The 11,425-nt window shown below is 72.5% G+C and carries 11 protein-coding genes; 10 read left to right on the top strand and 1 reads right to left on the bottom strand.

Features of this window, described 5'->3' with window-relative positions:
• Positions 1-1,191, bottom strand: a 1,191-nt coding sequence (locus E1266_RS05930; RefSeq protein WP_132044552.1) for an acyltransferase, incomplete at its 3' end; no start/stop codon positions are given.
• Between the two features lie 130 nt (positions 1,192-1,321).
• On the opposite strand from E1266_RS05930, the gene E1266_RS05935 reads away from it, so the two are divergent.
• The 10 genes from E1266_RS05935 (at position 1,322) to E1266_RS37810 (ending at position 11,410) form a co-directional block, all read left to right on the top strand.
• Positions 1,322-1,972 (top strand): nitroreductase family protein, encoded by a 651-nt coding sequence (locus E1266_RS05935; RefSeq protein WP_243718252.1) that lies wholly within the window; start codon positions 1,322-1,324, stop codon positions 1,970-1,972.
• A 352-nt stretch (positions 1,973-2,324) separates the two neighbouring features.
• The gene (locus E1266_RS05940) at positions 2,325-3,110 is read left to right on the top strand and encodes an ABC transporter permease (RefSeq protein WP_132044556.1); all 786 of its coding nucleotides are present in this window, start codon (positions 2,325-2,327) and stop codon (positions 3,108-3,110) included.
• Positions 3,110-3,976: an ABC transporter permease gene (locus tag E1266_RS05945; protein WP_243718253.1), complete on the top strand. Its 867-nt coding sequence runs from the start codon at positions 3,110-3,112 to the stop codon at positions 3,974-3,976. Before E1266_RS05940 ends, E1266_RS05945 begins: the two co-directional genes overlap by 1 nt.
• A complete protein-coding gene (locus E1266_RS05950; RefSeq protein WP_132044558.1) occupies positions 3,973-5,007 on the top strand; it encodes an MlaD family protein in 1,035 nt (344 codons plus the stop codon). The genes E1266_RS05945 and E1266_RS05950 overlap by 4 nt, the downstream gene beginning before the upstream one ends.
• A 1-nt stretch (position 5,008) precedes the next feature.
• Entirely contained in the window at positions 5,009-6,088 is a 1,080-nt protein-coding gene (locus tag E1266_RS05955) for an MCE family protein (RefSeq protein ID WP_132044560.1), read from the top strand.
• Between the two features lie 76 nt (positions 6,089-6,164).
• Positions 6,165-7,196, top strand: coding sequence for an MlaD family protein (locus tag E1266_RS05960; RefSeq protein ID WP_132044562.1), 1,032 nt, complete (start codon positions 6,165-6,167; stop codon positions 7,194-7,196).
• Positions 7,193-8,224 (top strand): MCE family protein, encoded by a 1,032-nt coding sequence (locus E1266_RS05965; protein ID WP_132044564.1) that lies wholly within the window; start codon positions 7,193-7,195, stop codon positions 8,222-8,224. The genes E1266_RS05960 and E1266_RS05965 overlap by 4 nt, the downstream gene beginning before the upstream one ends.
• Positions 8,224-9,237 carry an MlaD family protein gene (locus E1266_RS05970; protein ID WP_132044566.1) on the top strand — a complete coding sequence of 338 codons (1,014 nt, stop codon included), beginning with the start codon at positions 8,224-8,226 and terminating at the stop codon, positions 9,235-9,237. Before E1266_RS05965 ends, E1266_RS05970 begins: the two co-directional genes overlap by 1 nt.
• On the top strand, positions 9,234-10,511 hold the full coding sequence (locus E1266_RS05975; RefSeq protein WP_132044568.1) for an MlaD family protein: 1,278 nt from the start codon (positions 9,234-9,236) through the stop codon (positions 10,509-10,511). The genes E1266_RS05970 and E1266_RS05975 overlap by 4 nt, the downstream gene beginning before the upstream one ends.
• A 14-nt stretch (positions 10,512-10,525) precedes the next feature.
• Positions 10,526-11,410 carry a hypothetical protein gene (locus E1266_RS37810; protein WP_165965949.1) on the top strand — a complete coding sequence of 295 codons (885 nt, stop codon included), beginning with the start codon at positions 10,526-10,528 and terminating at the stop codon, positions 11,408-11,410.
• The last annotated feature ends 15 nt before the right edge of the window (positions 11,411-11,425 follow it).

The raw sequence follows: 11,425 nt of genomic DNA on the forward strand, positions 1-11,425 counted from the left end.
GGTGAGGCGGCGGCCGAGGCGCTGGGCGGGGGCCTCGATCCAGCGGTGGGACGCCCAGCTCAGCGCGACCAGCACCACGAGGAAGAGCGTCAGGCCGAGCAGGTCCTGCCGCGCCGGGATCTCCAGGAACTGCACCACCACCATGAGCAGCAGCGGATGCAGCAGGTACACCGAGAAGCTGATCGTGCCGAGGCCGGTCGCCCAGCGGGGGAAGCGCCGGTCCCGGAACCGCCACGCCAGCGCGAACGTGGCCGCCGCCAGGAGGACGGCCCCGGACCAGACGAGCTGCGCGTGCGGCCCGCCCTGGGCGTTGTGCCACGTCCCGGCGGCGACCGCCCCGGCCAGGACGGCGGCGGCCGTCAGGGCACCGGTGCGCCGGGTGATCTGGCCGTGCTCGGCGCGGTGGACGACCGTGCCGAGGAACATGACCGCCAGCATGATCAGGCCCTCCCAGGCGCCGATGCGGCCGTTCACCGTCACCAGCACGAGGGCGATGAGGCCGCCGAGCAGCCCGCCGGCCACCCGCGGCGCGGGACGCTTCGACACCGCCGCCGCGATGGCGACCACCAGTGCCGCCGCGGTCACCGCGACGACCGGGCCGGCGCCCGCCGTCCGCGATAGCAGGGCGCTCGGCGCGTACGCGCCCGTCAGCAGCCCGGTCGCGGTGAGCGAGACGGCGACCAGCGCGACGACCGTCAGCACGAGGGAGACCGACGCGGACCGCCGGTGCCCGCCCACCACGAACAGCGCGACGATCAGGAGGTAGAAAGCCATCTCGTACGAGAGCGTCCACAGCACGTTCATCGCGTTGGGGACGTCGAGGAGGTCCTGCAGCATGGTCATGTGCGCCAGGACGGCGGTCGCGGGGGAGTACTGCTCCAGGCCCGCCCGGAGCCCGAGGACGCCCAGCAGGAAGGGGAGCACCGCGAGGAGGCACGTCACCGCCAGCAGCGGGTAGATCCGGAAGAACCGGCCGATCCAGAAGTTGCGCACGCTTCCGCGCCGCTCCAGCGACACGGGGATGATGTAGCCGCTGACCAGGAAGAACACGAGGACGCCGCATCTGCCGGGATCGAACCAGTCGGTCAGCCACGTCCGGACCGAGGGCAGGTACACGTAGCTCGCGTGGTGCAGCGCCACGGCCAGGGCGGCCCCTCCGCGCAGCGCGTCGAGCCACCCTAGTCTGGACATAGAGGAAGAAACACCCGAAGCAGCACCCATCCCGACAGACTAGGTGGAGTGGCTTGACTACGCGGCTGAACTCCAAGATCGCCAGGTCCTGACGGCGGTTCCCGGGCGGCACTGGGGCACCATGACAATCATGACGACGCTACCGCTGAACCCGGACGAACTGCTCACCACCACCCGCACGGTGCGCAAGCGCCTCGACCTGGACCGCCCCGTGCCCCTCGACCTCGTCCGCGAGTGCCTGGAGGTCGCGCTGCAGGCGCCGAGCGGGAGCAACCGGCAGGGCTGGCACTGGATCGTCGTCACCGACCCGGAGACCCGCGCCGCGATCGGGGAGCACTACCGGCGCGCGTTCAGCGCCTACGCGTCCTCCGGCGCCTCGGCCGCCACGCTGTACAAGGACGACCCCGGCCGCGCCGAGGTGCAGCGCCGCGTCGGCGACAGCGCCGCCCACCTCGCGGAGCATATGGGCGACGTGCCCGTGCTGGTCATCCCGTGCCTGCGGCTGCACGGCGGGAAGCTCCCGGCGGGCAACCAGGCCGGTCTGTGGGGCTCGCTGCTGCCCGCCGTCTGGAGCTACGCCCTCGCGGCGCGGGCGCGCGGCCTCGGCACGGCGTGGACGTCGCTGCACCTCACCTACGAGTCCGAGGTGGCGGAACTGCTCGGCCTGCCCGAGGACGTGCGGCAGGGCGCGCTCATCCCCACCGCCTACTACACCGGCGACACCTTCCGCCCGGCCCCGCGCGTCCCCCTCGACGAGGTCCTGCACGTCGACCGCTGGTAGGCGGCCACCGGTCCGGGCCCCGGTGGTCCGCCGGGCCCCGGACGTCGCACGCGTCCCGGACCGTATCCGGCCGGTCTCTTATTGGCGCACCGCCAATAAGCTATTGCCGCAGCGCCAATAAGCCTCTAAGGTCATGCATCATCGGGCGGCGGGCCGACGGCCGCCGAGTCCGCAGACCGCCGGCGGCCCCGCGTGATCCACGTCTTCGCGCCAGACGCACGCGGGGTCCGCCGGTTCTCTTCGGCCATACCGCTTTACACCGCCGCCCGGACGCCTGTAAGTATGTGCTTACGTTGTAGGTAAGTGCGTACTTGCGCAGGACGCCGCCACCGCGAAGGAAGTGATAGGTCCCATGTCCGCCATCGACATCCCGCGGCGGGTCCACGGCCTGCTCGACGAGGTCGGCGAGCTGTTCGTCATCGCCCTTGAGGCCGTCCGCCGGACGTGGGACGTGCGGAACTGGGTCTGGGAGTTCGTCGAGCAGGCATGGTTCCTCGCCCGCGTGACGAGCCTGCCGGTGATCCTGGTGTCGCTGCCGCTCGGCGCCACGGTCGCCCTCCAGGTCGGGCAGCTCGCGGCCCAGCTCGGCGCCCAGTCCGCGACCGGCGGCGCCGTCGTGGTCGGCCTGGTGCGCGAGGTCGCGCCGATCGCCGCCGCGCTGATCATCGCGGGGGCGGGCGGCTCGGCGATGACCGCCGACATGGGCGCCCGCCGGATCCGCGACGAGCTGTCGGCGATGGAGGCGATGGCGGTCAACCCCGTCCACCGCCTCGTCACCCCCCGGCTCTGGGCGGCCAGCCTCGTCTCGACGCTGCTGGCGTCCCTGGTCATCGTGTCGGGCGCGGCCGGCGGCTTCGTGTTCAACGTCCTGCTGCAGGACGTCACGCCCGGCGCCTACTTCGACGGCGCGGTGTCGCTGCTCCAGACGTCCGACCTGCTGGTGACGCTGCTGAAGGCGTGGCTGTTCGGGGTCGTGGCCGCCGTGGTGGCCTGCTACATGGGGATGACCTGCGCCGCGAGCCCCGTCGGCGTCGGCCGCGCCGTGAACCGCGCGATCGTCGTCGCGTTCCTGCTGGTGTTCGCCCTCAACTACGTGATCACGACGGTGTACTTCGTCGCGTTCCCGCCGAGGATCTGATGGCCGGACTGCCCGTGATGGAGAAGGTCGCCCCGCGCGCCGTCCGCGCCGGGTCGACGGCGCTGGAGCGCTCCGGCGACCTGGCCCAGTGGCCGGTGTTCGTCTACCGCATCCTGCTGTACTCGGTGCGGGACCTGATCCTGCGCCGCAAGTACACCAGGACCATCGCCCGGCACGTCAGCGACGTCGTCGTGGGCGTCGGCGCCAGCGTCGTCGGCGGCGGCATGATCTTCGTCATCTTCACGATGGCGTTCTTCGTCGGCACCGAGGTCGGGCTGCAGGGCTACACCGGGCTCCAGTCGATCGGCGCGCAGTCGTTCATGGGCCTGGTCGGGTCGTTCGCGAACGTCCGCGAGATCACCCCGGTGATCGCGGCGGTGGCGCTCGCCGCGCAGTGCGGGTCGGCGTTCACCGCGGAGCTCGGCGCGATGCGCATCTCCGAGGAGATCGACGCCCTGGAGGTCATGGGCATCGGGTCGTTCGCCTACCTCGTGTGCACCCGCGTCGTGGCGGCGCTGATCGCGCTCGTCCCGCTGTACCTGATCGCGCTGTTCGCCAGCTTCTTCGCGACGCGGCTGATCAGCACGGGCTTCTTCGACCTGGCGCCCGGCGTGTACGACTACTACTTCCGGCTCTACCTGCCGACGATCGACCTGGTCTACAGCGCGATCAAGGTCGGGGTGTTCGCCTTCGCGGTGATCACGATCCACTGCTACTACGGCTACTACGCGACCGGCGGCCCGGCGGGCGTGGGCCGCGCCGCGGGCCGCGCGATCCGGCTGTCCATCATCGTCATCGTCGTGCTGAACCTGCTGCTGTCCTACGTGTTCTGGGGCAGCGGCGCGACCGTGAGGCTCACCGGATGATCAACGACGAGATCCCGCTGCCCCGCCGCCTGCTGATCAGCGCGGTCACGCTCGCGGTGCTGGCGACGGCGCTGTACGTGCTGATCGCCCGCCCGGGCCGCGACCCCGGGACGGTGCTCACCGCCGAGTTCGGCCGCGCCGGGCAGGGCCTCGGCACCGGCGCCCCCGTGAAGATCCGCGGCGTGACCGTCGGGACGGTGGAGGAGGTGGGGCTGACCGGCGGCGGGCGGGCGCGCCTCACCCTCCGGCTGGACAAGGGCACGCGGGTCCCCGACACCGTCACCGCGTCCATCGTCCCCGCGTCGGCGTTCGGCCCCAAGTACGTCGACCTGCTCCCGGGCGCGCACTCCCGCACCGGCCCCTACCTGGCGTCCGGGGCGCGGATCGCCCGCACCTCCGACCCGCGCGACCTGTCGGACCTGCTCGCCCGCGCCGACACCGCCCTCGGCTCGGTCGACGCGCGGGAGGTCCAGACGATCGTGCGGACGATCGCCGCGGGCCTCGACGGGCAGGGCGTCCGGCTGGGGGAGACCATCGACCAGACGGGGGTCCTGCTGAACGTCGCGCACCGCAACCGCGGCAACGCCCGCCGGTTCATCGGCGACGGCGCCGCCCTCGCCGGCGCCCTGTCCGACAAGGGCGACGAGCTGACCGGCATCTCCGGCAACACCAACACCGTGATCGACGCGGCCGCGCAGGGCAACGGCAGGCTCGCCGGGTTCGCCGACGGCCTGTCGGACGTGTCGCTGCTGGCCGCGCACGGGTTCGACAAGCGCGGCGGGCAGCTCGGCCATGCGTTCCGGTCCTCCGAGCGCACCGCCCGCATCATCTACGCCCAGCTCGGCCTCGTCGGGAACGCCGTCCGCACCGGCAACCAGCTGCTGCCCCTCTACGGCGAGCTGACGTCGCTGCAAGGGGTCGAAGGCAAGAACTACATCCGCTCCCAGGGGCTCCTGCCGTCCGACCCGTGCGGGCTGCTCCTCGGGCTGTGCGGTCCCAGCGGCTCCGTCCCGGCCCCGGGAGGTGGGTGACATGGCGAGGTTCCCCGGCAGCGCGCAGGCCCGCGCCCGCGCCGGCCTCGTCGTCCGCCTGGCGACGTTCGTGACGGTCACCGGCGTCCTCACCGCGTTCATCGGGATGCAGATCGCCCGCGTCGACACCGAGGGCGGCTGGCAGGTGAGCGCCACGTTCGACGACGCCAGCGGCCTGCTGGAGGGCGACGAGGTCAAGATCGCCGGAGCGCCGGTCGGCCGGGTGGACGAGGTCAAGGTGGTGGACGGCAAGGCCCGCGTCGCCCTCACCGTCCGCGACACGGTGCAGGTCCCCTCCGACACCGAGGCCGCGATCCGCTGGCGCGACGCCATGGGCCGCCGCGTCGTGTACCTGCTGCCGGGCAGGAGCCCCGAGAAGATGCGGCCCGGCGCGCACATCACCCGCACCCGCTCCGTCGTGGACGGCAGCGCGCTGATCGAGCAGCTCGGCCCCCTCGTCCGCAGCCTGGACGTCAAGGAGGTCAACACGGTCCTGGTGTCGCTCTCGCAGGCGCTCGACGGCAACGCCGAGAACATCGACCGCCTCATCGCCGACATCGACGTGCTGTCGGCGTCGATCGCGCGGCGCCGCGCGATGCTGAAGCGGATGCTGGACGACTACGCCACCGTCACCGGCATCATCGCCCGCCGCGACAAGCAGATCGGGTCCGCCGTCGACGACCTCGTCAGCCTCAGCGACGCGTTCGCCGACAACCGCAAGCTCATCGACGGCAGCCTCGTCCAGCTCGCCGCCCTCACCCGGACGTCGGACACCGTCCTCGCGCGCAACGAACGCGAGCTCGGCCAGGTCATCGAGCGGCTCTCGGCTTTCAGCGCCGGCGTGGGCCGCAACCGCGCCGCCGTCCTCCAGCTCCTCCAGTCGGTGACGCCCAAGCTCCGCAACATCTTCGCCGCCGTCGACAACGGCCAGTTCGTGGAGGCCGCCATGCCGTGCCTGTCGCTCGCGGCGCCGCCCTGCCCGTACCCGACGCGGCTGCCTGGCCCCCGCGAGGGCGCGCACAGCGTCAACACGCCGGAGGCGCTGGAGAACCTGATCGTCGGGGGGTCCAAGTGGGGATGAAGTCCTGCCGCCGCGCCGGCCGCGACCGGATCGCCGCCGGTCAGGTGCGGACGATGACGCTGCCCGGGGGGTCTTGATGGGGATGAAATCCTTCCGGGACCGGAACCGGATCACGGTCGGGCTGGTCTCGGCGGGCACGCTGATCGCGCTCGTCGCCTCGGTCTACCTCGTCGGCACCCGCGGGCTGCTCCAGGACCGCTACACCATCACCGGCGTCTTCGCCGAGACCGGCAACCTGCGCGCCGGGGACGAGGTGCGGGTCGCCGGCGTCCGGGTCGGCGAGGTCACGTCCGTGGAGCCGGACCACCGCCGCGGCCAGGTGGTGGTCGGCTGGAAGGTGGACGGCGAGATCGACCTCGGCCCCGCCACCCGCGCGGAGATCAAGGTCGCCAACGTGCTCGGCGGGCGGTACCTGCGGCTGTCCGGCCCGGTCGCCGAGCCGCACCTGGCCGACATGCCGGAGGACGAGCGTCGCATCCCCCTCGCACGCACCCAGGTGCCCACGACGATCAACAGCGTGCTGGACGACTCCGCCCGCACCGTGTCCAAGCTCGACACGCGGGCGATCAACAAGATCGTGGCCGAGCTGAACGGCATCGGCGACGAGGACCGCGGCAGGCTCGGCAACGCCCTGTCCAACCTCGCGGACCTCGCCGAGACGGTGAACGAGTCCGAGCCGCAGATCAAGGCGCTGCTCGACAACGGCGACCGCGTCCTCAAGCTCGCCAAGGCCAAGGACGCCGAGCTGTCCCGGCTGCTCACCAACGTCCAGATCATGCTGGACGAGCTGCGCAAGCGCCGCGCCGAGCTGTCCGCGTTCCTCGGCAGCGGCAGCCGCACCGTCGAGAGCCTCACCCGGGTCATCGACCGGCAGCAGGCGAAGCTGCTGTCGCTCGTCGCCGACCTGCGCGGCACGCTCGGCACCCTCCGCCCCGCGACCGGCGACTTCAACACGCTGCTCGCCTGGGCCGGGCCGACGCTGTCCGGGCTGGCCGGCACCGGCGGGCAGGGTCCCTGGCTGGAGGTCCTCGCCACCGGCCTCGGCCCGCTGTCCCCGCAGGACCTCGCGGGCCTCGCCGATCTCGCACCCCCGGAGGCACGGCGATGAAACGTCCGCTCGCGGCCGCCACCGCCCTCGTGCTGACCGCCGCGCTCGGCGGCTGCGGGGTGGTGTCCGAGCCCACCTATCCGATGACCGTGTACTTCGCCTCGGCTCCGTCGCTCTACAAGGAGTCCCAGGTGAAGGTGATGGGCGCCGACGCCGGGACCATCACGGCCATCAAGAGCGAACGCCACCGCGTCCGCGTCGACATGAAGGTCAGGCGCTCCGTGCCCGTCCCGGCCGACGCGCACGCCGTGATCGAGTCCGCCGACGCGCTGGGCGAGCGGTTCGTCACCCTGCACCCCGTCTGGAAGCCCGGCATGGCGAAGGCCGAGCCGGGCACCGTCATCCCGCAGGAGCGCACCGAGCTGCCCATCGAGATCGACGACGCGCTCGCCGCGTTCGCCAAGCTCAACGAGTCGATCGACGGGAGCGCCCTCGGGCCCGCCGTGCACCGCGCCGCCGAATCGCTGCGCGGCCGGGGCGACGGCATCAACGACGCGCTGCAGAACACGTCCGAGCTGACCCGCGACCTCGCCGCGCAGGACAAGCGCATCGTCTCCCTCGCCGACGGCCTGCACCACCTCGCCGCCGACCTCAACGCACGCGACAAGAAGCTGTCGGACCTGCTCAGGTCCTTCTCCACCACCGGCAGCACCCTCGCCCAGGAACGCCGGGCGCTGCGCGACTTCATCGCCGGCCTCGCCGCCGCGATCCGCAAGAGCGAGGTGCTCGTCACCGCCTACCGGGAGACGCTGCCGAGCACCGTCGCCGACCTGTCCAACATCATCCTGACGCTGAAGGGCAACGTCGCCGGCCTCACGCAGGCCATCGACAGCCTCGGCCGGTTCGCCGACGTCGCCGTCGACGCGTGGGACCGCCGCAACCACGTCGCCACCATCCGCGTCGTCGTGCACGGCACCGTCCGGGCGTGGCTCCAGCCGCTCTTCACCGCGCTGGGCTGGGGCACCGTCCCCTGCGCCGAGGGCAACCGGGACCTCGGCGACTGCGCTCCGCCGCCGGGAGGGCCGTGATGACACGGAGACTCGTGACCTGCGCGCTCGTCGCCGCGCTGATCGTCGGCCTCGGGGGATGCTCCCTGCGGACGGCGGGCGCGCCGAAGGGCGACATGACCCTGCACGCCACCTTCGACGACGTGCAGAGCCTCGTCCCGGGGCACAGCGTCCAGGTCGCCGACATCCGCGTCGGCACCGTCACCGCCGTCCGGCTGGACGGCTACCGCGCCCGCGTCACCATGTCGCTGCGCGACGACCGGCGCATCCCCACGGGGACCACCGCCACGATCGCCAAGTCGTCCCTGCTCGGCGAGAACTACGTGCGGCTCGACCTCGCGCCCGGCCGCCGCCTCGACACCGGCCCGTACCTCGCGTCCGGGCAGGCCATCGACCGCACCGCCGTCCAGCCCGACCTGGAGCAGATCAGCGCGAAGGTCGGGCCGCTCCTCGCCGCGCTCGGCGGCCAGGACATCGCCACGATCAGCGGCGAGTCCGCCACCGCGCTCGGCGGCCGGGGACGCAAGCTCAACACGCTCATCGCCCGCGCCACCGAGGTCGGCGACCAGTACGCCGCGGCCAGCAACGACCTGGGCCGCGCGCTCGACTCGCTCGCGCAGCTCGGCACCTCGCTCCGCAAGGGCTCCAAGGAGCTCGACCGACTGCCGGGCAACGTCGAACTCGCCACCGGCCGGCTGCAGGACGACCGCGACAACCTCAAACGCACCATCGAGGCGCTCTTGAAACTGGCCACCTCGGTCAACGGCAACGTGCAGCAGCGGCACGCCGCGCGGCTCGCCGCCCTCCTGGCCCGCGCCGACGAACTGCTCACCGCCGCCCTGCGCGGACGCGACGAGCTGAAGGCCCTCACCGGGTCGGTCCTGGACTTCCTGCGCGGCCCCTCCGTGTCGCACAGCGGCCAGGCCCTCCTCTTCCTGTGGATCAAGGGTTTCCTGCCGCACCCCAGCGCCGCCGCCACGGCGGCGTCCGGCGGGCGGCAGGACCTCAACGGACTGCTGAGGCCGCGCTCATGAGATATCCCCGCGTCGCCGTCAACCTGGTCTTCTTCGTCCTGCTGGGCATCGCCCTCACGGTGTGGGCGGTGCGCAGCCTCATCCACGTCGACGCGCTCGAACGGCCCTTCACCGTCACGGCCGACTTCGAGACCTCGCCCGGCCTGCACGGCGACCTGGAGGTCACCCACCTCGGCGTCGCCGTCGGCGAGGTCGGCGACATCAGGCTGGAGGGCGACCACGTCGCCGTCACCCTCGACATCCGCCGCGAGGCCCGGATCCCCGCCGGCGTCGGCGCCCGGGTCCTGCGCAAGTCCGCGATCGGCGAGCCGTACATCGAGCTGACCCCGGCCAAGACGGACGGGTCCCGGACGCTGAAGAACGGCGACCACATCCCGATCTCCCGCACCGCCGGGACCACCGACTACAAGCAGCTGTTCGAGGGGCTCAGCGGCACCCTCGACGCCGTCGACCCGCGCGACACCCGCACCCTCGTCCACGAACTGGCCTCCGGTCTCGAAGGCCGCGGTACCGACCTGCACGACATGATCTCCGACACCCACCGCCTCACCGGCACGCTCGCCGCCGAGGCCGGAACGCTGGACGCCATGTCCCGCGAACTGACCCGCCTCACCGCCACGCTCACGGCCCACCGCGGCGACATCGCGTCCGGCGTCAACGACCTGGCGCTGTTCAGCACGGCCCTGCGGCAGTCGACCCGCGACCTGAACAGCGTCCTCGACGAGGGCCCCGGCGCCATGCGGAACATGCACGCCCTCCTCCAGGAGGCCCGTCCCGGCCTCGACTGCCTCCTCAGCGCGGCGGCGACGCCCACCGCGCCGCTGATGACGGCCGAGAACCAGCAGAAGATCACCCACGTGCTGCGGCTCGTGCCGACCCTCCGGGCCCTCGTGGCGGACGTCACCGACGTCGACCCCACCGGCAGGTACATCCGCGTCTCGCCCGTCATCACCCTCACCGGCTCCAAGGCGGCGACCGAGTACACGACCCCGGTCGCCAAGCCCACCGCGCCGCGCCTCACCTACTGCGAGGCCAACGTCAAGGACCCGGAGGTCGCGGCGGCCGCCGCCAAGATCAAGCCCACGCCGGGGACGCGGCCCGGCCCCGGTGCCGCCGGCACCTCGCCGAACGCCGACCTCCGGCCGGTGAGCGGCACCGAGGACCACCCGTCCGCACGCTGGCTGCCGCTGCTGCCGCCCGTGCTCGGCGGCGTGATCGTCCTCGCCACCGCCTGCAACGCACTGCGCGCCCTCGTCCGGCGCCGTACCGACTGAGCCCCGGAGGACCCGTGAGCAGGACCGACACCACCAAGCCCACCAAGCCGGAGGAGACCGGGACCGCGGACTCCGAGCCGGCCGAGGCCACCGCGGCGGCCGAGACCTCCAGCGAGGAGAAAGCCGTCGACGACAAGCCAGCCAAGGAAGTGGCTGAGGCCAAGGACGAGCCCGCCAAGGACGAGGCTGTTTCAAAGGAGGGGGCGTCCAAGGACGAGCCCGACGAGCCCGACGAGCCCGCCGAGGAGAAGAAGCCCCTCAAGGTGAAGGGCGTCAAGAAGGAGTCCGGCGAGGCCGGTGCGGCGGTCGCCGGCAAGCGGGCGTGGGCGCGGATGCCGGGCAAGGCGGGGCTGGTCAGGGCGACGGTCGCGGTGGCGCTCGTCGGGTCGGTGGTCACGGCCGGGCTGCAGTGGTACCAGGCCGACCAGGCGGCGCAGCGGGACGCGGAGCGCCGGGAGGTCCGGTCCAGCGCGGCCGAGTTCGGCGAGGCGCTGCTCAGCTACGACCACACCAAGCTCCAGGCGGCGCGCGACCGGGTCCTCGGGCTGGCGTCGGACGACTTCGCCAAGACCTACGACGAGGCGTTCACCGGCGGCCTCGAAGGCGTCATCACGAAGCTGAAGGCGAGCGCGACCGCGACGGTCCGCACCGTGTACCTGGAAGAGATCGAGGCGGGCACCGCGAAGGCCGTCGTCGTGATGGACTCCGAGGTGACCAGCACGGCGGGCACCCGCCGCGTCCTCGGCTCCTACCTCGACATGCGGCTGACGCGCCGCGGCGACGAGTGGAAGGTCACCGAGGTCACCTCGGTCGGCGCGGCGAACGAGACCATGACCAACCCCGACGGCGAGCAGCAGAAGCCGGACGCGGGCGTCCCGTCCCCCGACCCGAGCCCGTGAGCGGAACGGAACAGG

Origin of the sequence: Actinomadura sp. 7K534 (assembly GCF_004348575.1) — a bacterium.
Classification (GTDB): domain Bacteria; phylum Actinomycetota; class Actinomycetes; order Streptosporangiales; family Streptosporangiaceae; genus Spirillospora; species Spirillospora livida.

Bases quoted from the DNA above. Each gene is read 5' to 3' on its own strand.
- E1266_RS05935 (WP_243718252.1), top strand. From the start codon at position 1,322: ATGACGACGCTACCGCTGAACCCGGACGAACTGCTCACCACCACCCGC.
- E1266_RS05940 (WP_132044556.1), top strand. From the start codon at position 2,325: ATGTCCGCCATCGACATCCCGCGGCGGGTCCACGGCCTGCTCGACGAG.
- E1266_RS05945 (WP_243718253.1), top strand. From the start codon at position 3,110: ATGGCCGGACTGCCCGTGATGGAGAAGGTCGCCCCGCGCGCCGTCCGC.
- E1266_RS05950 (WP_132044558.1), top strand. From the start codon at position 3,973: ATGATCAACGACGAGATCCCGCTGCCCCGCCGCCTGCTGATCAGCGCG.
- E1266_RS05955 (WP_132044560.1), top strand. From the start codon at position 5,009: ATGGCGAGGTTCCCCGGCAGCGCGCAGGCCCGCGCCCGCGCCGGCCTC.
- E1266_RS05960 (WP_132044562.1), top strand. From the start codon at position 6,165: ATGGGGATGAAATCCTTCCGGGACCGGAACCGGATCACGGTCGGGCTG.
- E1266_RS05965 (WP_132044564.1), top strand. From the start codon at position 7,193: ATGAAACGTCCGCTCGCGGCCGCCACCGCCCTCGTGCTGACCGCCGCG.
- E1266_RS05970 (WP_132044566.1), top strand. From the start codon at position 8,224: ATGACACGGAGACTCGTGACCTGCGCGCTCGTCGCCGCGCTGATCGTC.
- E1266_RS05975 (WP_132044568.1), top strand. From the start codon at position 9,234: ATGAGATATCCCCGCGTCGCCGTCAACCTGGTCTTCTTCGTCCTGCTG.